The sequence below is a fragment of the Marmoricola sp. URHA0025 HA25 genome (assembly GCF_054059435.1).
In genome coordinates this window covers 513,651-538,727 of record NZ_JBSSCD010000001.1, presented here as the reverse complement: position 1 = coordinate 538,727, position 25,077 = coordinate 513,651, and the positions used below count along the sequence as shown (strand labels likewise).

The 25,077-nt window shown below is 68.1% G+C and carries 23 protein-coding genes; 11 read left to right on the top strand and 12 right to left on the bottom strand.

Translation table 11 applies throughout. The annotated features are described in order from the left end of the window. Positions 1–670 precede the first annotated feature (670 nt). Entirely contained in the window at positions 671–1,849 is a 1,179-nt protein-coding gene (locus ACVW00_RS02555; protein ID WP_457109331.1) for a substrate-binding domain-containing protein, read from the top strand. A gap of 85 nt (positions 1,850–1,934) precedes the next feature. Here the strand turns inward: ACVW00_RS02555 and ACVW00_RS02550 are convergent, their stop codons facing one another. The 5 genes from ACVW00_RS02550 to ACVW00_RS02530 all read right to left on the bottom strand — a co-directional run bounded on the left by ACVW00_RS02550 (position 1,935) and on the right by ACVW00_RS02530 (position 7,042). Beyond that, positions 1,935–2,717 carry an alpha/beta fold hydrolase gene (locus ACVW00_RS02550; protein WP_457109330.1) on the bottom strand — a complete coding sequence of 261 codons (783 nt, stop codon included), beginning with the start codon at positions 2,715–2,717 and terminating at the stop codon, positions 1,935–1,937. 157 nt (positions 2,718–2,874) lie between these two features. Further along, a complete protein-coding gene (locus ACVW00_RS02545) occupies positions 2,875–3,690 on the bottom strand; it encodes a DUF2182 domain-containing protein (protein WP_457109329.1) in 816 nt (271 codons plus the stop codon). Between the two features lie 4 nt (positions 3,691–3,694). Then, the gene (locus tag ACVW00_RS02540) at positions 3,695–4,297 is read right to left on the bottom strand and encodes a DUF1326 domain-containing protein (protein WP_457109328.1); all 603 of its coding nucleotides are present in this window, start codon (positions 4,295–4,297) and stop codon (positions 3,695–3,697) included. A gap of 217 nt (positions 4,298–4,514) precedes the next feature. Beyond that, positions 4,515–6,182: a hypothetical protein gene (locus ACVW00_RS02535; RefSeq protein WP_457109327.1), complete on the bottom strand. Its 1,668-nt coding sequence runs from the start codon at positions 6,180–6,182 to the stop codon at positions 4,515–4,517. 347 nt (positions 6,183–6,529) lie between these two features. Further along, positions 6,530–7,042 carry a hypothetical protein gene (locus ACVW00_RS02530; RefSeq protein WP_457109326.1) on the bottom strand — a complete coding sequence of 171 codons (513 nt, stop codon included), beginning with the start codon at positions 7,040–7,042 and terminating at the stop codon, positions 6,530–6,532. A 307-nt stretch (positions 7,043–7,349) separates the two neighbouring features. On the opposite strand from ACVW00_RS02530, the gene ACVW00_RS02525 reads away from it, so the two are divergent. Then, complete coding sequence (locus ACVW00_RS02525) at positions 7,350–8,228, top strand: alpha/beta fold hydrolase (RefSeq protein ID WP_457109325.1); 879 nt, start codon at positions 7,350–7,352, stop codon at positions 8,226–8,228. 132 nt (positions 8,229–8,360) lie between these two features. Next, positions 8,361–10,013 carry an ABC-F family ATP-binding cassette domain-containing protein gene (locus ACVW00_RS02520; RefSeq protein ID WP_457109324.1) on the top strand — a complete coding sequence of 551 codons (1,653 nt, stop codon included), beginning with the start codon at positions 8,361–8,363 and terminating at the stop codon, positions 10,011–10,013. A gap of 233 nt (positions 10,014–10,246) precedes the next feature. Here ACVW00_RS02520 and ACVW00_RS02515 read toward each other — a convergent pair whose 3' ends face one another. Next, complete coding sequence (locus ACVW00_RS02515; protein WP_457109323.1) at positions 10,247–11,464, bottom strand: hypothetical protein; 1,218 nt, start codon at positions 11,462–11,464, stop codon at positions 10,247–10,249. A 300-nt stretch (positions 11,465–11,764) separates the two neighbouring features. After that, positions 11,765–13,228, bottom strand: coding sequence for a phospholipase D family protein (locus ACVW00_RS02510; protein ID WP_457109322.1), 1,464 nt, complete (start codon positions 13,226–13,228; stop codon positions 11,765–11,767). Between the two features lie 218 nt (positions 13,229–13,446). On the opposite strand from ACVW00_RS02510, the gene ACVW00_RS02505 reads away from it, so the two are divergent. Beyond that, positions 13,447–14,040 carry a dihydrofolate reductase family protein gene (locus tag ACVW00_RS02505; protein WP_457109321.1) on the top strand — a complete coding sequence of 198 codons (594 nt, stop codon included), beginning with the start codon at positions 13,447–13,449 and terminating at the stop codon, positions 14,038–14,040. A 56-nt stretch (positions 14,041–14,096) separates the two neighbouring features. Here ACVW00_RS02505 and ACVW00_RS02500 read toward each other — a convergent pair whose 3' ends face one another. Continuing rightward, positions 14,097–14,693: a VOC family protein gene (locus tag ACVW00_RS02500; RefSeq protein WP_457109320.1), complete on the bottom strand. Its 597-nt coding sequence runs from the start codon at positions 14,691–14,693 to the stop codon at positions 14,097–14,099. 86 nt (positions 14,694–14,779) lie between these two features. Between ACVW00_RS02500 and ACVW00_RS02495 the strand changes: the two genes are divergently transcribed. Continuing rightward, positions 14,780–15,937 (top strand): low temperature requirement protein A, encoded by a 1,158-nt coding sequence (locus tag ACVW00_RS02495; protein WP_457109319.1) that lies wholly within the window; start codon positions 14,780–14,782, stop codon positions 15,935–15,937. A gap of 60 nt (positions 15,938–15,997) precedes the next feature. Here ACVW00_RS02495 and ACVW00_RS02490 read toward each other — a convergent pair whose 3' ends face one another. Next, entirely contained in the window at positions 15,998–16,528 is a 531-nt protein-coding gene (locus ACVW00_RS02490; protein ID WP_457109318.1) for a MarR family winged helix-turn-helix transcriptional regulator, read from the bottom strand. Positions 16,529–16,645: 117 nt separating this feature from the next. On the opposite strand from ACVW00_RS02490, the gene ACVW00_RS02485 reads away from it, so the two are divergent. Beyond that, positions 16,646–17,590 carry an NADP-dependent oxidoreductase gene (locus tag ACVW00_RS02485; protein ID WP_457109317.1) on the top strand — a complete coding sequence of 315 codons (945 nt, stop codon included), beginning with the start codon at positions 16,646–16,648 and terminating at the stop codon, positions 17,588–17,590. A 111-nt stretch (positions 17,591–17,701) separates the two neighbouring features. Then, positions 17,702–18,415 (top strand): DedA family protein, encoded by a 714-nt coding sequence (locus ACVW00_RS02480; RefSeq protein ID WP_457109316.1) that lies wholly within the window; start codon positions 17,702–17,704, stop codon positions 18,413–18,415. Positions 18,416–18,419: 4 nt separating this feature from the next. On the opposite strand, the gene ACVW00_RS02475 is transcribed toward ACVW00_RS02480, so the two are convergent. After that, a complete protein-coding gene (locus ACVW00_RS02475) occupies positions 18,420–19,556 on the bottom strand; it encodes a zinc-binding dehydrogenase (protein ID WP_457109315.1) in 1,137 nt (378 codons plus the stop codon). Between the two features lie 189 nt (positions 19,557–19,745). On the opposite strand from ACVW00_RS02475, the gene ACVW00_RS02470 reads away from it, so the two are divergent. Genes ACVW00_RS02470 through ACVW00_RS02460 form a run of 3 tightly spaced genes read left to right on the top strand, consistent with a single transcriptional unit; the run spans position 19,746 to position 22,271 of the window. Next, positions 19,746–20,126, top strand: a complete 381-nt coding sequence (locus tag ACVW00_RS02470) for a cupin domain-containing protein (RefSeq protein ID WP_457109314.1) — start codon at positions 19,746–19,748, stop codon at positions 20,124–20,126. Next, complete coding sequence (locus ACVW00_RS02465; protein ID WP_457109313.1) at positions 20,126–20,554, top strand: hypothetical protein; 429 nt, start codon at positions 20,126–20,128, stop codon at positions 20,552–20,554. The genes ACVW00_RS02470 and ACVW00_RS02465 overlap by 1 nt, the downstream gene beginning before the upstream one ends. A gap of 16 nt (positions 20,555–20,570) precedes the next feature. Further along, positions 20,571–22,271, top strand: coding sequence for a hypothetical protein (locus ACVW00_RS02460; protein WP_457109312.1), 1,701 nt, complete (start codon positions 20,571–20,573; stop codon positions 22,269–22,271). Between the two features lie 66 nt (positions 22,272–22,337). On the opposite strand, the gene ACVW00_RS02455 is transcribed toward ACVW00_RS02460, so the two are convergent. Further along, on the bottom strand, positions 22,338–23,285 hold the full coding sequence (locus ACVW00_RS02455; RefSeq protein WP_457109311.1) for a helix-turn-helix transcriptional regulator: 948 nt from the start codon (positions 23,283–23,285) through the stop codon (positions 22,338–22,340). A gap of 123 nt (positions 23,286–23,408) precedes the next feature. Between ACVW00_RS02455 and ACVW00_RS02450 the strand changes: the two genes are divergently transcribed. Further along, the gene (locus tag ACVW00_RS02450) at positions 23,409–24,545 is read left to right on the top strand and encodes an epoxide hydrolase family protein (protein ID WP_457109310.1); all 1,137 of its coding nucleotides are present in this window, start codon (positions 23,409–23,411) and stop codon (positions 24,543–24,545) included. Between the two features lie 5 nt (positions 24,546–24,550). Here the strand turns inward: ACVW00_RS02450 and ACVW00_RS02445 are convergent, their stop codons facing one another. Continuing rightward, positions 24,551–25,030, bottom strand: coding sequence for a nucleoside deaminase (locus tag ACVW00_RS02445; RefSeq protein ID WP_457109309.1), 480 nt, complete (start codon positions 25,028–25,030; stop codon positions 24,551–24,553). Between the last annotated feature and the right edge of the window lie 47 nt (positions 25,031–25,077).

Here is a 25,077-nt window from a genome sequence, read left to right as displayed (position 1 = left end):
GACTGGCCGGTCTGCGCCACAAGGGCAGTCGCTCGGCAGAGTGGAAGAGGGCTCAGGCGTAGAAGACCAGGCTCGAAGCCGAGTCTCCGAAGCATCCCTTCACTATTAGCCACAGTTGACCATCGCTGAGGTGCGTCGTACCGCCGCGACTGCCGTGGAGGACCGCGGAACCTTCTCGGATCCACTTGTCGAGGCCAGAAGGTGCCGTGCCCGACGACCGATGTCGCTCAGGTCCACGCGCCCGTCTTCGGCCGCAGTTGTCAGCGGAAGGCGCCGGTCCAGTGCTTCGTCGAGATCCCGCGTCTGAGAGCAACTGATGAGGCTGAGATCGCTACGTCGCTCCGCGACAGCGGTGCCCGTGCCATGGAGGACCAGTCCCAGCCCGGCTGCTCAATGAATCACGTTCGGCGCAGTCCTGTGGGTCCCACTTCTCGGGCTCCGCTCGATTGTGTGTGTTCCTAGTGACGGGGGTTGTCCCCACCAAGGTTGCCTTGGGCAGCTATGTGGAATCCAGCCCGGGTCGGTCATCCGTGATGCACGATGTCTCGGAACAGGCGATTGGCGATCGATCGGCGATCTGAAGAGGGGCCTCGTAATGGCGCGCAGTCGAATATCTGAGTTTGCGATGCCCCTCAGCTTGGTGTTGGCCGGAGCGATCTTTACCTGTCTAATGTCGGTCATCGTGCTAGCCGTCTCGGGCGTAGAACTCGGTATCAACTTGGCAATCGCTGGCCTCCTGCTGTGCTTGGTACTTCCGGTCGGCATGGAACTGCGGAGCCGCGCGTCAAGGCCCCGACATGTGTTGTTCCTGGATTTTCGGCGCCATCAATACGGTCAAGGTGTTGCCGCTGGCGCCGTCGAGGTCTTCAATGCCGACAAGCGACAATGGTTGGTTGAGGTCAAACAGCCCGAGGCTGTCGACGGAAAGGGATCTGTCGCTTGGCAGATCCGTGAGCTCGAAGCAGCGATCATCGACGATGTCGACGGCATCATCATCATCCCTGGCGCCGACCGCGAGGAGCTCTGGCACGCCATAGCAACTGTCGTGAAGTCGCGCGCCATGGTGGTAGCGCTCGACGCCAAGCCCCCGAACACGATCTACCGACGGGTGGGTCTCGAGCCGCCACGATTTGTGTCTGCTCGCTATCAGGAAACTGGGACGCTGATCGGCGATTGGCTCGAGCCCTGGCTACAAGCGGATGCGGCACGGACTTGCATCCTCTGGATCGGGCCAGACGGCAGTTGGGCAGGTGAAGAGCGGAGTCGCCAGATCGTGTACTCGGTGGTGCGCGCAGGGCTGCAGGAGCGGATGACTCTGCAGCCGATCGACAACTGGATGCCTACGCCAGAACGCTGCCAGGAAACACTCGATCTCGTAGAGAAGGCCGAGGGGCTCGTAGCCATCTACTGCGCGGACGACGAGAATGCCCTCGCTCTACATCTTCTGACATTGACGGAACGTGTTCACCTCCGCCGCAGGATGCGCATCATCGGATGTAACGCGACGCCCGATGACTGGGGAAATATTCCGGCTGTTGATATGCACGCCGTCGACGTCACCGTCGACATTCTGGCCAAGGAGCAGGGTGCCGAGGCTGCTCGACTCATGGTGCGCGAGCGCTACGGGAAATTGTCGTCGACGCAGCGGAGCGTCTTCATCAGCCCCCACCTACTCGTGCCAGGGTCGCGCGAAGGCCGCTGGCTCGACCGCATCTTCGAGGGCATGACTCCCGACGAAGATCCCGATTCCTTCCATGACGACGTACTCGAAGCCAAGCCGAAAGAGACGGATAAGGCCGAACTGCCGATTACGGTGTTGAAGATTGACACGATGGATCAGAGTTCGTAGCTCCCGCTGATTCCCGGGCGGTCAGTGAGTGTGGTCGCGTCACTCTGCCGCGTCTCGACCATGCTCGAGTTCATGGTGCCGGCAGTCAGGACGCGTGCGACACAGCGCTTGCGATCACTGCAGCGGTCTGCTGTGGAGCCTCGTCAGGGAGTAGGAACACCGAGCCGGGGATCGTCACGAGCGTCACGTTGGGAGCCCGTTGGAGTGTGGCGCGCTCGGCGTCGGTGAGACCTCCGTCCCCTTTCTCGGCGTGGACCACCCACACGGGGCTGCCAGACGCAGCCAACAGGGCGGCGAAGTCTCGTTCCTCGGCGATGTAGTCGAGGTACTCGCCGCACGCCAGCACCGCATCTCTGGCTCTGTTCTGCTTGAAGTCCTCGATCAGTTCCTTCTTGTGCACCTCAGGCGTCTTGGCAGACCTGGCCATCAATGGCATCAGGCGGAACAGCGCGGCCATCGGCCAGCTGCCGACCTTCTGCGACATCCGTACGACGCCGCGGAAGAATCGAGCCTCATCCTCAGTCGTCAAGCTGATGCCGAGGAGGACGACCGGGCCATCGAAGAGCCCTGAGAGCACCATGTCCAGGGCCACGGTCGCGCCATGGGAAAAACCCACGACCACGTCGCAGCCGTGTGCTGTGGCCAGCTCCGCGGCCTGACGGGACAGTTCTGGAATGGACATGTCTTCGGAGGCGGGCGCGCCTGCCATGCCGGGCAGTGTGGTGGCGACCAGGCGAACACCGGACAGCGCCGGCTCAGCCATCACGAGGTTGAACGACCGGGCCGCGTTGGCTCCGCCCGGTAGGAGTAGGACCGTTCGATCCGCATCCGGCGGTCCCGAGGTCAGAAGCTCCCAGGATTTCCTCACGGCTACCTCCCAAACAGCGGCTGCTACCCCGTGAACGTACGGCGCAACGATCCAGCGTGGAAGGTGGGAGTCCTTAAGGTCCTGTGACGCGCTCGGCACCAGGTTCTCTCGCTATCGGCGCGTCATTGCCTGCTTGATGTTGCTGCCTGCCGTCCGATCAGGAACCCATCGGTGACATCGACGGCATCGGGCTCTGGCCCGGGAAAGTGAGTCCGGGAAGGGCGCCGGGGGCGATCAGCATGATGACGCCGAGCACGACCAGGACAATCGTCGTTCCGTAGGTCGCCACGCGACGCCATGGGATCGTCTTCTCGATCGCAATCAGCCCGGCGACCGCGGCCATCCACGTCACGCTCATCACGCCAAGCGCGAAGAGCGACGCCATCAGCGCCCAGCAGCAGCCGACGCACCATGCGCCGTTGCCCAGTCCCATGCGGAACGCACCCGCCCACCCGGCGCGCCAGGAGCCGAGCAGCGTTCCCAGCGGGCTGCGGCACTTCCCCAAGCAGACGTCCTTGAGGGGTGTCAGCTCGTAGCCGGCGGCCACGAGCAGCGTGACTCCGGCGATCCCCTGTCCGGCGTTGTCCCACCTGAGGGCCCCGTGCGCAGCACGCGTCATGGTCAGCGCGATCAGGAACGCGACCACCCCGGCACCGGCCCACGAGGCGAGATAACCGCTGGTGAAGGCCACAGGCAGGACGCGCGACCTGCTCATCCGTGCGTACAGGGCGACGGTCGGGGAGACCGACGGGAACATCATCGCCGCCATCATCACCACCCAGACGCCGAGGAACCAGCCGAAGGTTCCCAGAGCGGTCCAAGGCCCGTTGTCCATGCCGCGCATCTCGACGACGGTCCACCACCAGCCGATTGCGGCCAGCGCAAACAGGACGGCGACGATCCCCAGGTGGGAACGCATCGCGGCGTACGCCGGTCGCAGGCTCAAGCCGCTGACCGACTCTGCCTCGCTCATGACCTCAAGCGGCCCAGGAGAAGCTCGACTTCGACAGGCCCGTCTTTCCCTCGTAGGTGATGCCGAAGGCGTCGATCCTGGTGCGCTTCGCCTCAGCCATCACCAGGTCCGACCCGACCGGGTGGAACATCCCGGCGAATCTCACCGGCTCACCGGTCTCGACCCCGAAGGGGACGATGTCCTGGATCTGGAAGTCGATCACGTCGTCCACCCGGACGCTGTGCAGCAGGCCGTCGTCCTCGATGTCGATCGCCGCACGCTGCACGCCGAGCATCTCCCCGATCAGTGGCGCCAGCCCGGCCATCGGCCCACCCAGCTGGCCGCCGAAGAGCTGGACCAGCTTGTCGAACTGCTCCTCGGATGCGTCCTCGTCGACGAACACGCCGACGCGCCAGTTGCCGTCTGTCATCACCTTCGGGGTGTCGGCGATGAGCACGACCTTTCGCCCGGCAATGTCGGTGCCTTCCACCGAGCCCTCATGGAGGCTGAAGGCAAGGATCACGCGACAGAAGTCGTAGGTGGCTCCGTGGTCAAGTGACATGTTGCAAGGGCACATGAGCTCGCAGGAACAGGTCTCGCTGTAGCTGCCGGTCAGGTTCCACGCCATCGGACTCCCCTTCGCGCTCGCTTCCGGCCAGTGTCCTGCCGGACCGAGCAAGGCGTCAACGGTCTGCGCCAGGCGCCCCCGTAGGCGCCGTGGTCGTTCCACCACCCGTTCGAGGGGGTCTGAAGACTGCCCTCCATCGAGGGCCCCTCCTCCGCGCGCCGAACTGAGAGGTGCGGCATTCCGTGACCACAGCACCGCTCAGAGGTCCACCGAAGTGCTACCTGACCAGAAACGGGATCGAGTGGATCGTCGGATCCGACCCTGCCGTGAACTGAAGCGTGTGTTGACCGCTGGCCAGACCGCGTGTCGGCAACGAATAGGTGTACTCGGCTGCGCGCCGATTGAAGCTGAACGTCCCGCCCGCTGCCGTCCCGCCGTCGATCGACACTGCTGAAAGCACCACCGGGGTCGAGACCACGGCGCTGCCCGCGTCCCGAAGCCGGACCGTGACCCGCTTCGTCGGTTTCGCCGGGTCGTAGCCGAGCGCAACGGCGTACGCGACCGTGTAGGTGACCGTGCTCGTCCCGCGGTTGCCGACGTTGTCGACCGCGTTGACCGTGAACTGCTGGGTGCCCACGGTGACGGTGCTGACGGCTGCCCCGGGAGCCACTGGTCCGGCGCAGGACGCCAGGTCCGAGCCGCCGTCCGAGCAGGAGTACGTCGCGGTGACCACTTGGTTCAGGGAGTAGGCCTGAGACGCGGGACTACTGACGCTGATCCCAGGTGCCCGCTTGTCCACCTCGTTGCCGCTGACCGGACCGGCGGTCGTGCAGTTTCCGACGTTGTCGCACACCGAAAGGCTGCCGGTCGACGCGTTCCCATCCTCTGTGTTCACGTCGACACTGGTGGAGAGCGTGAAGCTGCCCTGCGTGGGATCGGCGAGACCGCTGCCGGCGTCACTCGCCGAACACGTGATGCTGACGTCGCTCGCGTGCCAGGCACCGTCTGCGGCGCCGCACTGGATCTGCGGACCGGCGCTGTCGTCCAGTGGTTGCCAGGCGGGACGAACATCGTTGGCCGGATCAGTGGTCACCCGTTGCTGGTTGGTGCCATCGGCGTTCACCGTATAGATGTCGAGGTTGTTGATCAGTGGATCGGAGTGAAAGACGAACTTGGCGCCATCGGGCGACCAGCCGGCCTGGGACTCATTGGTGTCTGTCCCGGTCACGTTGGTCGTCTCGGTGCCGTCCGGCTTGACCGTGTAGATGTCCGGCGCCAATCCGAGCGGCGAATGGTTGAAGGAGATCAGGCTGCCGTCCGGCGACCACTCCGGGTTCGAGTCGCGTCCGGTGGTCAGCCGAGTGATGTCCCCACTCGCCGGGTCGACGAGGAACAGGCCGAACTCGAGCTCCGGCGAGGGGGACAACCCACTCGCCACCAGCGTGTTGCCGTCAGGAGACCAGCTCGGCGACTCCAAACTGCCCGGGTACGTCGAGTTCACACGGCGCTCGCCGGTGCCGTCGGCGTTGATGACGAACAGGGTCGTCCCGCCCTGGAAGGCGATCTGAGTGCCGTCCGGAGACCACGTCGGCTCGTGCACGTTGCGGAAGACGTCGCTGAAGGTCAGCCGCGTCTGACCAGTTCCGTCGGCATGCATCACGTACAACTCGCTGGGCGTACTCGCCCGCCTGCTGATGAATGCGATCTTTGAGCCGTCCGGTGACCAGGCTGCCTCGTCGTTGCCGCCCGCGACGTCGGTCAACTGATCGGGGTTGCCCCCGTCGGCGTCCATCAGCCAGATCTCGTTGCGACCGGACCGATCGCTGGTGAACGCGATCTTCCCGTTGTAGGTGGTCGCCTGGGCCGCTGTCACCGGGATGGCCACCAGAGCAGTCACCGCCGTCATCGCCGCCGTCACAACCGCGAGCGCTCTGCCGATCCCCATTGCGTGCCCCCACAGCATCGATCCGACCTGGTGATCCGAGATCTGGTCAGGCTACGCGGAGACCGAGGCGTCAGAAATGGCCCAGTTGGGCGTGCCGCCGCCACCCATCATTCCAGCGCCACCCGCAACAGGAGCACTGCGCCCCTCGGCTTCCGCAGAAGGCGGCGCGATCGAAGCGGTCATCAAGCTCGCTGGTGACAGAAGGACCAGCGCAGCGGAACGCGGAGTCCTCGACCTGCCCGTCCCTACGGCTGGCCCGGCCTGGTACCGGCGTCGCCTTGCCCGGGAGACCACCGGCAGTCCGGGCCAGCATCAGGACCAGCGCCCAAGGATGCAGCGGATCCGGGTCATGGGCGAGCCGGCACCGGCCAGCGCGCGAAGAGCTCGCGGCCGCCGACGGCTAGGAGCGCCGCGAGCGTCCAGAGTCCGACCGAGATTGACAGGTAGTGGGCACCGTCGTACAGGTTGTGATGGTCAGGGTCCCCGACCGCGTAGGCGATGAAGGGCAGCGCCGCGAACCAGAGCGCTGCGAGGACCGGAGCCAACCAGATTGGCTGCCGATGGGCGAGCGCCCACCCTCCGACAACCGCGCTGAGCAGAAACACCCCGAGGCCCATGGGGGCTCCCAGGAACGGGAGCGCGAGGAGCGCCGCGAGGCGCCAGAGCTTGGAGCGGCCGGTCAGGCGCGCACCTCGTACCAGTCCCAGTCCCAGACCGCCGATCGCGGCACTGATGATGATCACCAGCGTGCCGAACCAGCTGAACGCCTCCGGATAGACGACGATCAGTCGCATCCACAACCGTGCGAGCGCGCCGAACCAAGCGCCCAGCAGGAGACCGAGCGCGGCCCTGGCGATCATGGGTGGGGCCACAGCGTCGGCGAGGACATCATGGCTTCCACGCGATCGTCGAGAAACCTAGACTGCTCCTTCGCGTGGCGGGATGGATGCAAAGTCTGAGCACGGCGGTCATACGACATTGTCAGTGTCGGCGACGAGTGCAGGCAAGCGAGGACGGAAGGCTCCCCATATCAGGTTCACATGCCGCGATCCGGGCGTCCGCAAAGCGGGTCACTCCGCCGCGATTGCCGACCGAGCCGGCGCAGTCAGCGGCGGAGGGCGGGCACCAAGAGAGCGCCGATGAGTTCGCGTCTCAGAGGAGGTCTACATGGACATGACAACGACCCGCATCCTGCAGACGACCGAAGTCGACCTCGCATATGACGTTCACGGCCCGCTGCCGACGGCTGGCGCGCGCCTTCCGCTGTTCATGATCGGTCAGCCGATGGAGGCCAGCGGCTTCACGACCCTGGCGTCGCTCCTTGCCGAGCGCACGGTGATCACCTACGACCCGCGTGGCATTGGCCGCAGCACACGAAAGGATGGCCGGACCGACTTCACGCCCACCGTGCAGGCAGTCGATGTGCACGCCGTGATCGAGGCGCTTGGTGCGGGTCCGGTCGAGATGTTCGCGAGCAGTGGAGGCGCAGTCACTGCGCTCGCGCTGGTGACTGCGTATCCGGAGGATGTGAACACGCTCGTGGCACACGAGCCACCGCTGATCTCCGTGCTCCCCGACGCCGCCGCAGCTGAACGAGCCCGTGCAGGTTTCCGGGACGTCTACGAAGCGCGCGGATCGGGAGCCGGGATGGCGGCGTTCATCGCGATGACCTCGTGGCAGGGCGAGTTCACCGACGAGTACTTCGCCCAGCCCGTGCCCGACCCAGCCCAGTTCGGGATGCCGGCGACCGACGACGGCTCCAGGGACAACCCGCTGCTCTCCGACCGGTCCTGGGCGATCAGCAGTTACCGACTCGACGTCGAGGCACTGACTTCAGCGCCGACCCGCATCGTGATCGCCCTCGGCGAGGAGTCGGCAGAGGTCTTCACGGGTCGCGCGGCCGTCGCCGCAGCCGAACTGCTCGGGCAGCAGCCGACCGTGTTCCCGAGCCACCACGGCGGGTTCATGGGTGGCGAGTTCGGGTACGCCGGTCAACCAGAGGCCTTCGCCCAGAAGTTGCGTCAGGTTCTGAGCAACGCCGGTTGACCCGCCGCGCATCCGTCCGTCGATCGATGGAATGCCACCACTGATGCCGGAAGTTGCGTCAGACCGCCGCGACAGCTGCAGTGTGATAGCAGCCTGCGGCCAGGCCTTCGATGAGGAAACTACGATCACCGGATGAGTGCGAACCTGGTCACCAAGAACCTTGCTGGTGGCCACGCTCACCGCACCCTCTTCGAGTCCCTCGACCTGACGGTCGCACCGGGCGACGTGGTGGGCGTGGTCGGTGCCAATGGCGCTGGCAAGACAACGTTGCTGCGGATCCTCGCCGGCGACCTGGACCCGCTCAGCGGCATTGTCGCTACTACGCCCGCAGACGCCTTCGTCGGTTGGCTCCCCCAGGAGCACGAGCGTGTCGCCTGCGAGACCGTCGGCCGCTACATCGCCCGGCGGACGGGAGCCGCTGCGGCGGCTTCCGCGATGGAGCAGGCCGCTGCCGCGCTCGGCGCTGGCGACAACTCCCGGGCAGCTGAGGACGCGTATGCGAAGTGTCTCGAGCACTGGCTGGCCAGCGGTGCACCGGACCTCGACGAACGACTGCCCGCGACGCTTGCCGACCTGGGCCTCGACGTCGGCCCAGAGGCCCTGATGACGTCCCTGTCCGGTGGACAGGCCGCACGAGCTGCACTCGCTGCGCTGATGCTCAGCCACTTCGACGTGGTGTTGCTCGACGAGCCCACCAACGACCTCGACCTTGCAGGGCTGGAACGGTTGGAGAGGTTCGTACGTGGGCTCCGCTCGGGGGTTGTGCTGGTCTCCCACGACCGCGAGTTCCTCTCGCGGGTCGTGACTCGCATCGTCGAGCTCGACCTGACCCAGCACCAGGTGGCGGTCTACGACGGCGGGTACGACGCCTTCCTCGAGGAGCGTGCCGTTGCCCGTAGGCACGCCCGCGCAGCGTACGAGGAGTTCGCGGGCAAGAAGGCTGACCTGGTCAACCGGGCCCGCACTCAGCGGGAGTGGAGCTCACAGGGCGTCCGCAACGCGATCAAGAAGGCCCCCGACAACGACAAGATCCGCCGCAAGGCACAGGTGGAGTCCTCCGAGAAGCAGGCCCAGAAGGTCCGCCAGATGGAGTCACGGATCGCACGTCTCGAGGAGGTCGAGGAACCTCGCAAGGAGTGGGCGCTGCGCTTCACGATCGGCAACGCCCCGCGCTCCAGCTCCGTCGTGGCGTCGCTCGACGAGGCCACGGCGCGCCTGGGCCACTTCAGCTTCGGCCCGGCGACGGTCCAGGTCAGCGCAGGTGATCGGATCGGCGTCACTGGTCCCAACGGCGCCGGCAAGACAACCCTCCTGCGACTCCTTCTCGGCCGGCTCGGTCCTTCGACCGGCAGAGCCACCTTGGGCGCCTCGGTCGCGATCGGCGAGATCGACCAGTCCCGCACCGGACTCGGCGAGGAACTCCCCCTGGGCGATGCGTTCGAGGTGGCGATGCCTGAAATGGCTCCCGCCGAGGCGCGCACGTTGCTCGCGAAGTTCGGCCTCAAGGCCGACCAGGTCACCAGCCTGGTGAGCCGGCTCTCGCCCGGCGAACGGACGCGCGCCGCGATGGCGCTGCTCCAGGCCCGTGGAGTCAACCTCCTCGTCCTCGACGAACCCACGAACCACCTCGACCTGCCGGCGATCGAGCAACTCGAGGAAGCCCTCGACTCCTACGACGGAGCCTTGCTGCTGGTCTCCCACGACCGCCGACTGCTGGACAACGTCCGGCTGGACCAGCGCTGGCAGGTGCACCAAGGCCGGGTCACGAGCGCACAGGTGGGCTGACCGCGGCGCCGGATCACCACTTCGCACCCGCGTCACATCGCCGTCCAAATGCACCGAACTGCCGATGTGCGCGCACCCGGCAATGTTTGTCGCCGTCACGTTGCGCGTCTGACACGAGCGTGAGTTGCGGCGGTCCGCTCGGCGTCGTTCGGAGCTCGGGGCCGGCCGTCGCTACTGCATTCCAAGGTCTGTCCCGTCACAGTGCAATCGGCCAAGAGCTTGGTAGTCCGATCTTATGCGCACCCGCTCAGAAGATTGCCGAATGTTGTGCACAAGGGCGGGAAGAACGCCGTCAAGCGGGTCGTCACCGTGATGATCAGTGTGGAGTTCAGGGTCGGATCGTGCACGCTCACGTTGCCGAAGCTCATGTCGCCGTAAAGGTTTCCGACGACCGTGAGCGCGTCCACCTGAACGGTCTGGCCGACCACTGGCACGACCACAGTGTTGACGAGTGTCCCCGACGTGCCGACGAGCGCGGCCGTCGTGATGGTCTGGGTGAAGCGTCCGCCCTGCACCGTCGTTCCGCTGACCAACATCGTGACCTGCGCCGTACTGAGGTCGATGAACGTCACGGTGCCGGTCACAGGCTGCGAGGTATCGATCTGAAGACTGTTCGAGGGATCGACGACGCAGGACAGACAGACGCCGGCATCCGGGGTGTAGAAGATGTTCGCGAGTGGGATCACAGTCGCCGGACGGAACCGCTGATAACCGGTGATGGTGGGGTTGACCGTGTCTGTCGCCGTCACGCGCTCATAACCGGCGCACGAGGCCTCCGGGAGGTCGCCGTAGTGGCAGTCAGACTGAAGGTTGCCGGTGTTCATGGAGAAGACGCCGCGACCGCCGGTGAGCGTCGAGTCACCCGGCAGGACCTCGGGCGAGTCGGTCCAGGACCATGTGGTGTCGCCGCCGTCGAAGGTCACGGTTCCGTCGTAGCTCGTTGCGAGGTTGTCGTACTGGTCCAACGCTTCGACGGTGAGTAGTTGGGAAGCAAAGGCCGGCCCGTACTGCGGGAACAACCCCGAGACACGCAACTTTGCCGCTGGTCCCGCTAGGACCGTGAATGCAGCGGAGTTGGTCGCTGGAGTACCGGAGTCTCGCACCGTCGCCGTGACTTCGAATGAGTAGTGCGCGGCGGCCGTGAGGTGCAGGGACACCGCGAACTTGGAGAGCTGACCGGTCGATCCTTTGTCCGCGGTGGCGTCGCACGAGCTAACGGACTGCTGCTGGGTGTCGGTGTTCGTGAGCAAACACACCTGGGAGGTGATGTAACTGGCTTTGCGGTTGATCGTGTAGTTGATGGTCGCATCGAACTGGTTGACCGAAGCCGACGCAGTAACCGCCGGTGGTCTCGCAGCTGCCCCCGCCGCCGATCCCAGCCCGAGCGGTAAGACAACGGCGAACAACGCCGCCGTCAACCGGGACGCGTGTGTCAAGGATCGTGTGGTCACTTGTCGAGCCTTTCCTCGATCATGCGTTGACCGGCCCGGGCTCAGCACGGTGCATGTCATGCGCGGTCGGCATCTAGGTGAGACTCCTATGGAGTCCGACCCGTCAGCCGGCTTCCGATGCACCCGTGCCGATGCTCGCACTCACGGGAGCCCCAGTGCCATGGCACGTTGTGTCTATGGCAGTGGCCTGCCGAAACACACTCATCCGCCGCGATCCGAGCGGTGAAGAACCTGCGTCACACCGCCGCAGGTCGGAGTCGACGTAGACCACCACGGGGCCGGCGTGAGCATCACCTGCCCTCAGAACTTGTCGGTGCGGCGTAGTCCCCGTGGGCGACCGTCCGGATCGTAGAACAGCCGGTACGCCGGCTCGGCCCACGCTGCGACGGGCCGCCGTACCGGCTCGAGGACGTGCGCCTGGATTCGGGCTCCGGGCTCTCCCGCCCGCTGCGCCCACAGGGCGGCAGCCCCGTCGAGGTCGGCGAGCCGAGGGTCGTCCGGCGGGAGGCCGAGGTGCTCGGCCCACAAGGTCGCACGAAGCTCGCGAGGCAGGCGGCCGTCCGGATCCACCACCCCGCAAGTCACCTCGGAGTCGTGCGTCCACGAGCGCAGGTTGAGGTTGTCGGATCCGCACGTCATCCACTCGTCGTCGACGATGCAGACCTTCGCATGCACGTAGACCGGCGTGCCGGCGTCGTTGTTCAAGTCGTACATCGCGACCCGCTCGCCGCCCGCCTCGCGGAGCAGGTCCCGCGCCTGGCGCTGTCCGAGGCGCATCGGCGTGCCGCTGACGGCACTGTCCTCCTCGGGGAACCGCGGGACCACGGCGATCACCTGGAGCGCGCGTTCGCGGCGGAGAGCGTCCGCGAGCGTGCCGGCCACGACCTCGGACCAGAAGTACTGGTCCTCGACGTAGACCAGGCGCCGTGCCCGCGCGAAGGCCCGCTGGTAGGCGTGCGCGATCGAGCGCTCGCCGTGCGGGGCGAAGGGGAAGGCGGGCCGCTTGGCGGGATACGTGCGCAGGATCTGCACCAGGTGGGGGCCGACGTCGGGTGGAGGGTCCCAGCGTTCGGGCAGGGCCTTCGGGTGCCGCGGCATCCGTGCCGCGCGCTGGATCCAGGCGCGGTAGGGATTGCGGTGGTCGAGCGGCGTGGGGTCGTCCCAGCGCTCGGAGAAGACATCGAGCACGTGGGCGATCGCCGGCCCGCGAATCTCCAGGGTGGCGTCGTGCCAGGGCGGGTTCGGCCCGTAGCGCGGGTCGAGCGGAGCCGGCTGCGGGTCGCCCCGGTGCGCGGCATCGTCGCGTCGCCCGTGACACAGGTCGATGCCGCCGACGAACGCGACGTCCTCCTCGGGGTGTCCATGCCGTTGCACCACGAATAGCTTCTGGTGGTGCGACCCGCCACGCCGCACCCGCTCGTCGAAGAGCGCTTCGCCACCTGCCTCGTTGATGACCGCGCCGAGATGGCGGTTCTCCTGTGCGTTGAAGCGCGTCCTGTCGCTGTGCGAGCGCCACAGCAGGCCGCGGACCTCGACGCCGCGACCGGCGGCGCCGGCCAGAAGGTCGCCGATCGTGGGACCGTCGTCGGCGAGTCGCTCGTCGGCGTCGCCGCGCCAGTCGGTGAAGAAGACCCGGTCACCCGGCCGCGCGGCACCGACGACCTGCACCAGGCGGGCGAAGTAGTCGGCGCCGTGCACGTGCGGCACCACCAGGTTCCCGCTCGTCCACGGACGATCGCTCTCCGGCAGGAACCAGTCGCTCATCTTCACAGGCTGCCACCGGGGCTGGAGCCGGACGAGCGTCACGGAGGCCGGCGTACCGGACTGATGCCCCGGTGTCGCCTCAGCTGATCTCCTTCCACGGTCACGCCTCGAGAGCTCTCTCTTGGGCGTGGCGCACGCAGCTGGCCGGCCCGAAAAGGACTGTGCCTCGACCGAGCCGGGGTCGCATACTCGCGGCACCAGCAGTGAGGGAGATCGTCATGGGACGTGTGGTCCTGCAGATGCAGATGTCCGTGGACGGCTACGTCGACGGGCCCCCTGACGGGCCGAGCTGGGAGGTGTGGGACTGGACCGGACGCAGCACGTGGGACGCCGCGCTGCTGGCCGACTTCAACCGGAACTTCGACAGCGTGAGCACGATCCTGCTCAGTCGGCCGATGGTCGAGATGGGCTACCTCGACCACTGGACCGGCGTTGCCGAGCGGTACGCCGGCGATCCCGACTTCGCCTTCGCCGAACGCATCGTGGCCGCCCGCAAGCTCGTCGTGTCGTCCAGCCTCGAGAGCTGGCCGGCCCCACGCACGGACGTCACCGCCAAGGACCTTGCCGACGTCGTTGCCGGGTTGCGGAGCGACCAGGGTGACGCGATGGCGTTCGGCGGAGTCGGGTTCGGCCGGGCGCTGGTGGAAGGGGACCTTCTCGACGAGCTCCAGCTCTACGTCAACCCCGCCGCGACCGGTGCAGGCGAGCCGATGTTCACCGGGGCGAAGCGCCTCGAGCTGACCGGGTCCGCGTCGTACGCGTGCGGAATCGTGGTCAACCGCTACCGACCGGCGGGCCAGACCGCGCGCTGACCGCCTCAGCCGTCGTCAGGGGCGGCACCGGTCGTCGTGGCGGGTTCCGGGGTCGCTCAGCGGGGCAGTGGGTTCGGGCCGGTCGCCGTCACGAGCCGTTGGGGCACCCAGTCATCGACGTGACGGAACCCGTCCTTGAACGGGCCGGTGTCGAGCTCGACGGATGCTTTCAGTGAGAGGCGATAGAACTTCACGTGGGTGAAGTCCTCGAACAAGATGTAGACGGGATCGGGCGTGCTGTTCGGGCCCTGGAACTGTTGCCCAGTCAGAACCGGCTTGTGGGCCTCGACGAACGCGTCGAAAGTGTCGCCGACCACGACTCCGAGGTGCTCCAGGCCCATCTTGTAGACGCGTTGGTGCACCGGTGGGATGAGCTCGATGAGCGGGACGAGCTTGCCGTCGAGGACGTCGAGCGGCTCCGTGAGGACGATCAAGGAGATGGGGCGACCGTTCCAGACGTTCTCACTGTTGGCGACCGCGTGGCGTTCGAGCTGGTTCCGCACACGTGCGTACTGGTCCCACTCGGGCACGCGGACGGCGAGGTGGCTCAGCGGGTACGGGCTGATGTCGATGCCCCGGTCGAGCAGACGGTCGCGCTGCTGCACGGCGAACGCCCGATAGTCCCCGATGATGTCGCCCATCCGATCGGCCATCGCAGGGCTCCTTTCGCCGCGATCGTATGACGAGGAGGGGTGCATACGCATCAGGGCAACCGCGCCGAGACCGTAGGGTTCGCGGCATGCGGGCTCGTCGGCGGGAACTGGCGCTGCCGGTCGCGGGACAGGTCACCTCTCTGGAGCTGTTCTTCGACCTGGTCTTCGTGTTCACCATCACCCAGCTCACCGCCACCGTGCTCCCGGGCGGGTTGGCCGTCACCGGCCGGTCGGCGCTCCTGCTCCTGTTGCTGTGGTGGATGTACGGCGGGTACGCCTGGCTGACCAACGCCGCCCCGCCGGTCACTCCGCGTCGGCGGACCCTGCTGATCGTCGGCATGGTCGGCCTGTTCGTGACGGCCCTGGCGATTCCGCACGCCTACGGTTCCGACCGGATCGTCTTTGCGTGCGGCTACCTGGTCGTGGTCGTCGTCCATGCGGGGATGTACGTGTCGGAGGCGGCACGGATCACTCGCGGCATGGTCGTGCAGCTGCTCGGCTGGAACATGTTGGGAGCTGTGCTCGGACTGGTCGGCGCCGTCTTCTTCGAGGACCTCCTGGCCTGGTGGTGGCTGGCAGCGTTCGTCGTCTGCGTCGTGCTCCCCCGGCTCGTTCGGATCACTTCGATGAACCAGACCGAGGACGACGGCGGTCCCACGTTCGAGCTGATCCCGGGGCACTTCGTGGAGCGACACGGGCTGATGCTGCTGATCACGCTCGGCGAGTCGGTGCTGGCGATCGGGATCGGTCTCGGTACCGGTGTCGATTCGATCGGCCTCGACCGGATCGCCTTCGCGGCCATCAGCCTGCTGCTCGCGACGACCCAGTACTGGGCCTATTTCGGGACCGGCGAGGACGCCCGCGCGGAGGCTGCGCTCGACGCCCTCCCGGCCGATCGCACCCAGACCGCCGGCCTCGCGTCGTACGGCTACGCCTTCTTCGTGGTGCTCTTCGGGATCGTCCTCACCGCTGCCGGCCTCCATCACGCACTCGCGCATCCCACTGACGCGCTTCCCTGGAGGTACGCCGCGCAGCTGTGCGTGGGCGTCGGCCTGTACTGGGCGGGACTCGGTCTGTTCCGCCTGGCCCTGGGCCTTCCCGATGCCCTTCTGCGCATTGCCGGCGGGGTGGTCCTCGGCGCCGTCACCGTCGTCGGTGCCACGACGTCCGGGCTCCTCGCCCTGCTCTGCCTGCTGCTCGGGTCGAGCGCCCTGGTCATGCTCGAGAGGCGAGCGCCGGCGTAGTGCTGGACCTACATGCAGAGTCCCCGAGCCGCCGATGACCACCGGCAGCTGTTCGGGTGGTCAGGGCTTCGGTGTCGCCGCTCGACGCCGCCGAGGTGTGGCCGAACGTGGAGGGCCGGCGCGCATGTGCTCGAGCACCGGCTCGAGCAGGCCGGCGAGGGCGCTGACGTCGTCATCCTTCAGTGCCGCGAACAGGAGCTCGCGCAGGACCTCGACATGTCCGGGCAGCGCCTGAGCAAGTCGCTCGCGGCCGGCGTCGGTGATCGTCACCGTGACGCCCCGGTCGTCGTCGGGCGAAGGGCCGCGTTCGACCCAGCCCGTCTCCTCCATCTGGCCGACCTGATAGGTCAGGCCGCTGCGGCTGTAGACGACCTCGTCGGCCAGCTCGGTCATCCGGAGGCTGCCGGTCGGTGAGTCGAGGCCGAGGCGGGCCAGCACCTTGAACTGCACGTAGGTGAGGCCGGCGGCGGCACGCAGCTGCCGCTCGACCTTGTGCCGAAGGAGCCCAGCCACGTCCATCAGCGCGAAGTAGGCGCGCAGCTGGGCCTCGTCGACGTCCAGATCCGAGTACGGCGGCGCAGTGAAGCTCACGACCACACTCTAACGCCGAATGTTCAGATTCGAAGCACTTGCTTCGAATTCAAAGCAGCGCTACCGTCTCGGTGTGCTTCGGATTCGAAGCACTTCACGATGAGCGAGGAGCTGACCATGAAGGCGATCCGATTCCGCGAGTACGGCGACCCCGAGGTGTTGCGTGTGGAGGAGGTGGACCTGCCCACTCCCGGCCCGGGACAGGTACGCGTGCGCGTCGCTGCCACGTCGTTCAACGGCGTCGACGCCAACATCCGAGCCGGCCGCATGCAGGGACCGATGCCCATGGACCTGCCGCACACCCCGGGCCTCGACCTGGCCGGCACCATCGACGCGCTCGGCGATGGTGTGGACACACTTCGGCAGGACGACCGTGTCATCGGGTTCCTGCCGTTCGGCGACGACGGCGCCACGGCCGAGTACGTGCTGGCCACCGCTGCAGACCTCGCGCCCGCACCCACGAGCATCCCGCTCGCCGACGCCGCCGCCCTGCCCCTCGTCGGGCTCACCGCGTGGCAGGCGCTCTTCGAGCACGCGAACCTGCGAGCCGGGCAGCGGATCCTGATCAACGGTGCCGACGGCGCGGTGGGCGGGTACGCCGTACAGCTGGCCAAGTCGGTCGGCGCCCACGTCATCGCCACGGCGACCCCGCGCACGAGCGAGCATGTGACGAAGCAGGGAGCGGACGAGATCATCGACCACACTGCCGGCGACGTCAGTGCAGCGGTCCGCGAGCCCGTGGACGTGCTGCTCAACCTGGCCCCGATCAGTCCCGATCAGTTCAACAGGCTGGCGGGCGTCGTCCGCGACGGTGGAGTCATCGTCAACACCACCGTGTGGATGCCCGCCCCGTCCGACCAGGCGCGCGGCGTACGCGGCATCGATCTCTTCGTCCGCAGCGACACCAGGCAGCTGGCCGCGCTGGCAGCCCGCGCCGACCGGGGCGATCTCACCATCGACGTCGCCGAGCGCGTCCCGATGACGGACCTGCCGTCCATCCACGCCCGGGCCGCGGACGGCACCCTCACCGGCAAGATCGTGATCCTGCCGACCAGCGCCTGACGAGCTGGAACCGGTCGTGCGAGGCGTTGCCCCGGACGAAGGCTTTCGCGGACGGCGGCGACGACGGCTTGTGTGGTCGGGAGCTACCTGACGGCTGGGACACTCGTTCTGATGAGCGTCGAGACAGATGGCCCGAGCCCGGCGGAGCCGAGCGGCGTCCCGGCGCCGTGGGGCGAAACCGCCGGACCGGCCGACAAGGCGATCGCGCTCCTGCTCGGCGCGTACCTCGCGTACTCGCTCGCGTTGTGGCCGCTCGTCCCGGCGCTGATCGGGTCGCATCCGTTGCTGCTGGAGATCCTGAGCGGGTCGACCTTGGCAGAGGTGACGGTCGGCGCACGCAGCCGTCTGGGCGAGCTCCCGGTGTGGGTCGCAGTGGCCGCCGGTCTGCCCGCGACGATGATGTTCGACTGGGTGTTCTGGTGGGCGGGGCGACGATGGGGCGACCGAGCGCTGCACCTCTTCCTGGGCCGTGGCTCGTCGCCGCGTGAAATCGCCAGACGCGACGCACGTGCGGCCCGGCTCGAGCGGATGGCCGAGCGGTACGGTCCTGCCGGCGTCGTACTGGCGTACTACCTGCCGCTACCGACGGTGCTGATCTATGCGGCCGCCGGTCTGTCGGGGATGCGCCTGCGCACCTTCCTGGCACTGGACCTGCTCGGCACGCTGCTCTGGGTCGGACCCGCCGTCGGCCTGGGCTACGCCATCGGCAAACCCGCTGTCGACGTCGTCCACAAGATCGACCACTACTCCACCCTTCTGACCATCGCGGTGGTCGTGGTGGTGATCGCAGCTCAGGCTCGCAGACGTCGCTCCGGACTCACCTGATGCGTCAGCGTTGCGGCCGTAGCAGGAACTTCTCCCCGGTGGCCTGCCGTGCGTAGCGCTGCAGCGTCTCCACGTCCAGCGCCTCGCGCAACGAGACCTGGTCGGTGTAGTGACTGGCGAACGTCGTGGTGAGCTCGTCCGAGACCCGTTTCCGCAGTCGGGCCAGGTCCTCAGTGCTGGTTCGCGAGAGGAAAGGCGTCAGCAGCCAGCCGCCGACGCCCCAGGCGAAGCCGAACCGGCGACGCAGCTCGATCGGCCGCGGGTCCAGCGCGCCGTACACGTAGACCTGCTTGTGGACGTCGCTGCCGTAGCGGCTGTACGGCGCGTCGGCCGGCACGATCGCCGCCTCCATGGCGTTGAGGACCTGGCTCGCCAGCTGCCCACCACCGACCGCGTCGAACGCCAAGGTTGCTCTGGTGTGCCGAAGCACCTCGACGAGGTCGGCCTCGAACGTCGGCTCGCTGGAGTCGCACACGTGCACCGCGCCCTGCTCCCGCAACAGCTGAGCCTGCTCCGGACGCCGCACGATGTTGACCAGCGGGACGTCGTCGGCCAGGCAGATCCGGTTGAGCATCTGCCCGAGATTCGACGCGGCCGCCGTGTGCACCAGCCCGGTGTGACCCTCTCGGCGCATCGTCTCCACCATGCCCAGCGCGGTCAGCGGGTTCACGAACGACGATGCTCCGTCAACCGGAGTCGCCCCGTCGGGGAGCGGGAGGCACATCTGCGGCGAGGCGAGGCAGTACTCGCCGTACGTCGCTCCCCCGATGAACGCCACCGTGCGGCCGAGCAGCGACTCTGCCTCCGGCGACGCCCCGGCTGCGACCACCACACCGGCGCCCTCGTTGCCGACCGTCATGGACCGGCCAACCCTGGCCGCCAGAGCGCGCATGACCGGCTCGGCAATGGGGGCCGTCACGGTCGGCTCGTCCTCGGATCCGCCTGCGACCGCCTGGGTGACGTCGGCCATCGCGAGCAACAGCCCCAGGTCGGACGGATTGACCGGCGCCGCCTCGACCCGCACCAGCACCTCTCGCCCCCCGGGCTGGGGTACGTCCACCGTCTCCACCGAGAGCCGCAGTTCGCGCTCCGGTGTGACGAGGCTCCGGAGCTGGCGCATGGTGGCCGGTGTCGCGGTCATGGCGGTCCCTTCTGCTCGGGGTCGACGGCAGCCTATTCCGGGCCACTCGAGTCCTCGCGTGGGAGTGGCACACCGATACAGGGTCTGATCAGGTGCGTCACACCGCCTGCTGAGTGCTCGGTCACGATGTGACCTGAGAAGTCACGCCTCGAGGGTGTCAGCACCACTGCAATCCCCTTGGAGGAAACCATGCCCAGTGCCAGCAAGATGGCCACCCCGGTGGCCGTCGACCTTCCCCAGATCGAGGGCCGGTACGCCGAGCTCGGCGGCTACACGGTCGGGTTCGAGACCTTCGCCTTGGAGGCCGATCCGGCGCCGTTCTTCGAGGGTCTGCCGGACGACCGCTGCCAGTGCCCGCACTGGGGCATCGTGCAGTCCGGTCAGGTCACGTTCCGATGGGCCGACCACGAGGAGACCTATGGCGCGGGCGACGCCTACTACGCGGCGCCCGGCCACTTGCCCCTGGTCGCGGGCGGGACGAGCGTCGTCGAGTTCAGTCCGACCGACGCACTCGGCGAGACGATGGCGGTCGTCGAGCGCAACGTCGCAGCCGCGGGAGCAGGTGCGTGATGACGACGTCTACGATGCCGCTGCCCGCGACGATCCAGACCAGCGTCGAGCAGTTCGTCGCATTCCTCGAGAGCGGAGGTGACGCCCCCGAGGGCCTGTTCGCACCCACCGTCTTCGGCGACCTGACCTTCCCGCGCTGGCGGATCCAGACTGCCGGCGCGCACGAGCTCATCGCTGGTCGGCGCCGACTGCACCCCCAGCCCGGCCGCGTCCGCCTGGAACGGGTCACGCCCACCGCGACCGGATACCTGGTCAAGCTCGAGGAGCGCTGGGAGGACGGCGGCCATCAGTGGTACTGCCGGGAGGGCTTCATCCTCGACCTCGACGAGAGTGGTGCGGTCGACGACTTCACGCTCTACTGCACCGGCGACTGGGACGAGGACCGTCAGCGCGAGCACGCGAACGCGGTCACGCTGCTGCGGCCCTAGTGCGACCATGGAACCTGTGGGATCCACCGCGGGGGACCTCCCGGACCCGGTACTCCAGGCACTGCGCCTGGCCGAGACCTACGTCTTCGGCACCGAGCCTGGGAAGATCCCCGCGGTCCTCCACGAGGCGTTCGAGGCCTCCACCGACGACCACGTCCGCGCCCGGCTCGGCGCCACCCTGGCGCGATGCTGGGTCTATGCCGGGGCCCACATCCGCGCGGTCCCCTTCTCCGACGCCGCCCTTGCCCACGCGACCGCCACCGGTGACGGTGCACTCATCGCCGACGCCCTCGACGCTGCGCTCGCCACGCACTGGGGGCCCGACGAGCTCTCCGTGCGCACCGACCTGGCACGACAGCTCGACGACGTCACCGCGCACCTGACCGACGTCGACGCACGCACCCAGGCGCACCTGTGGACGCTCACCGTCGCGATGGAACTGCTCGATCTCCTCGCCATGAACCGCCAGATGCGTGCGCTGGAAGTGCTCGGCGAGGAGTCCCCGCGAGCAATGTTCTTCGCGGCGTCACGGCGGCTCACCCTCGACCTGCTTCGGGGAAGGACCGACACTGCCGCCGAGCTCATCGCGCTCGCGGGCCGGGCCTCCGAGACCGCCGGGCTGGCCGACGGCTGGCTCGTCCTGTCCAGCATGCGTGCGTACGCCGCGGTGCACTCCGGCGACCGGGCCACGGCTGCCGAGCTCGCGCAGCTGGCCGAGGACTTCGCGATCGCCGAAGGTCTCCGCGAGCTGTACGCCGAAGCGGCCTGGATGTGGCTCGGCGCCGGCGAGATCGAGCGCGCTGTCGCGCTGGCCTCGACGTTCGAGGCAGGTGTGCTGGCTGCGCTGCCGCGCGACTTCAGCTACCTGCCGACCCTCCAGCTGGTCCTCGACGTCGCCCTGCACGCCGGCGACACAGACCTCGTCGCCCGGGTCGCACCCCTACTCGCCCCGTACGCCGGCCGGCCGGTCGTCGCCTCAGGCGCGGTGATGTTCCACGGCATCACCGACGACACCCTCTCCCGGGCAGCGGACGTCCTCGGCGATCACGAGGCAGCCGCCCGGCTGCGGGCGGCAGCGCTCGCGACGTACACCCGGATCGGCGCAACCTGGTGGCGCCGCCGCCTCGAGCACTGGTCCCCGGCGCTGCCCGATGACCCGAAAGACGGCCGCGTGCACGGCAGCCGGATGACCCTGCGTCCCGGCCCGCCCGGCACGTGGCTGGTGGGCCACGCGGGCGCGACGACGCCGGTGCCGGCGCGCAAGGGCATGGCCCACCTGCACCTGCTGCTCTCCCAGCCGGGGAGCGGCATCGACGCACTCACGCTCGCCGGTGGTTCCGTGGCCGAGAACGATCTCGGACCCCGGGCGGACGCCACCGCGATGACGGCGTACCGCAGGCGCCTCCGACAGCTCGACGAGGCGCTCGACGCTGCCGACGCCACCGGCGACGCCACCCGTGCGGAGACCGTGGTCGCGGAGCGCGCCGCACTGCTCGCCGAGGTCTCGGCCGCCACCGGGCTCGGCGGGCGCGCCCGCCGTGTCGGAGGCAGCAGCGAACGCGCCCGCGTGACGGTGCGCAAGGCGATCACGACCGCCATCGACACGATCAGGGCTGCCGATCCCGTCGTCGGCCGCCACCTGGCAACCCACATCCGGACCGGCTTCACCTGCAGCTACGAGCCTGATCTCGACCAGGCGCCGACCTGGGAACTGTGACCGGTGTGCTGAGGTGTCAACGGCTCCGGGCTCGAACTCGAGGCTTCATCGGGCCGGGGCAGGGCGTCACGGCAGCGCGGCGGCGTACCTCTCGGCCAGGTCCCTGACCCGCGCGACGAGCTCGGGCGGCTCACTGACGTGGAACGGCATGCCGAGCATCGACATCCAGACCGCGACGACCTCGAGGCTGTCGCCACCGGTGACCAGCACGCTGCCGCCGTCCGGGTGCGCCTCGACCGTGCCGACAGCGGGATTGATCCGGGCGACCACCTCGTCGACCGGAGCGTCGACGCGGATCCGGGCATGCACCGCCCACCCGGTGCGGGCCACCTCACGGACGACGAACTCCGTGATGTCACCCGGGAATTCGGCCGGCGCGAACCGCCGTCCGCCGGGCGTCTTGAGCCGGAGCCAGTCCACCCGGTACGGCGCCCACTCGTCGCGCCGTGGGTCGCGAGCGACGAGGTACCACCGTCGCTGCCAGGCGACGAGGTGATACGGCTCGATCTCGCGCGGGTCGCCCCGGTAGTCGCAACGGATGCCGTCGTGGTCGCGGATCGCCAGCGAGATCGCGTCGAGGACAGCGGCGTCGACCTCGGGGTCCTCGACGTTGCTGGACGTGTTGACCGGACCGCTCGTGGTCGCCTTGATCAGTGCCGAGAGCTTGCGACGCAGCCGGTCGGGCAGCACCTGCTCCAGCTTCGCCAGTGCCCGAGCGCTGGTCTCCTCGACTCCGGCGATGCCGGTGGCTGATCGCAGCCCGATGGCCACCGCCACCGCCTCCTCGTCGTCGAGCAGGAGGGGCGGCAGCTTCGCGCCCACTCCGAGGCGGTAGTGGCCGCCCGGGCCGCGCACCGCGTCGACGGGGTAGCCGAGCTCGCGGAGTCGGCTGACGTCGTTGCGGATCGTCCGGTCGGAGACGCCGAGGCGGCTCGCGAGGTCGACGCCCGACCAGTCTGGCCTGATCTGGAGCAGCGACAGGAGCGCAAGGGTGCGGGTCGCGGTCTCGCCCAAATCAACCTCCGGCTCGGTGAATATTCCGGAAGCATATCGTCCGGAATCGCTCGTAGCGTCGTGATCACGAGGTCGAAGCCGACCAAATGCGCAAGACAGATCACCGACACCGAGGAGACCGCCATGACCAGCACGACCGACACCACGATCCGCCCCTTCACCGTCGAGATCCCGCAGGCGAAGATCGACGACCTGCAGCGCCGGCTCGAGTCCACCCGGTTCGCCCCCGCAGCACCCGGTGACTCGTGGGACTACGGAACCCCGTCGGCGTACCTCCGCGACATGGTCGAGCGCTGGAAGCAGCTCGACTGGCGCGCCGTCGAGAGCCGGATCAACGCCCTGCCGAACTACACGACGGTGATCGACGGGCAGACGATCCACTTCGTCCACGTGCGCTCAGCCGTGCCGGGCGCCCGCGCCGTAGTGCTGTCGCACACCTACCCCGGCTCGTTCCTCGAGTTCCTGCCGCTCGTCGGCCCGCTCACCGACCCGGAGGCGCACGGCGGCCGGCCCGAGGACGCCTTCGACGTCGTCATCCCCTCGATGCCCGGCTTCGGCTTCTCCACCCCGGTCGTCGACGGCGGCTGGACGATGGCACGCGTCGCCCGCACCTGGGACACGCTGATGCGCCGGCTCGGCTACTCGTCGTACGGCGTCCACGGCTCCGACGGCGGCGCGATGGTCGGCCGCGAGCTGGCGGTCCTCGACCCGCAGGGCTTCCTCGGGGCTCACGTGCTCCAGCTGTTCTCCTTCCCGTCGGGTGACCCGGCTGAGTTCGAGGGGTTCGGGCCGAAGGAGTACGCCGCCCTGGAGCACATGCAGTGGTTCCAGTCCGTGGGTGGCTACAACGCGATGAACGGCTCGCGTCCGCAGACGGTGGCGGCCGGCCTCTCCGACAGCCCGGTCGGGCAGCTCGCCTACTCCGAGCTCTTCGAGAGCTTCGGCAACGGCACCTCCCTGGTGACGCCGGAGCAGGTGCTGGAGCAGGTGACGTTGTACTGGCTCACGAACACCGCGGCCGGCTCCGTCCGCTACCACTACGAGGAGGCGCACGCCGAGCGCGAGCCGGTGGTGAGCACGGGCCGACTCGGAGTCGCAGTGTTCCGTGACGACTTCCAGACGATCAGGTCGCTGGCCGAGCGGGACAACGCGAACATCCAGCACTGGTCGGAGTTCGACCACGGTGGTCACTTCGCGGTGCTCGAGAACCCCGACGCCGTCGTGGCCGACCTTCGCACGTTCTTCAGCACCGCCGACTGACACGCCTAACCGCGGCGGCTGGCCGCCGTCTGATGGAGCCCGAACATCATCTCGTCGTAGGGCTTCACCGGCCCGGTGACGGGAGTGCCGGGCAGGACGGCGGCCAGCGGCAGTGGAGCAACCGGGGAAGCCGGCAGTTCCCAGGACGCGCGCCATTCGGAGAGCTGAGGCGCGGACACCGCGAAGACGATGGCCCCGAGCCCGACCCATCCATGCGCTGCGGCGCACATCGGGCAGTGCTCGCCGGAGGTGTAGACCGTGGCGCTCGACCGCTCCGGCGCACTCAGGTTTCGCCAGGCCCACTGGGCAAGCTCGAGCTCCGGATGCGCGGTCGGGTCCGCCCTGGTCGTCTCCCGGTTCCGCGCCTCCGCCGCCACGTTGCCCGAGCTGTCCACCAGCACGGAGCCGAACGGGTCGTCGCCATCGTCGAGCGCCTCACGCGCAAGCTCCACGCAGCGCGTCAGGTACCTACCGTGATCGATCATGCAACCGCCTTCAGGAATCGCGGGCGCGTCAGAGTGTCTGCTGCCCG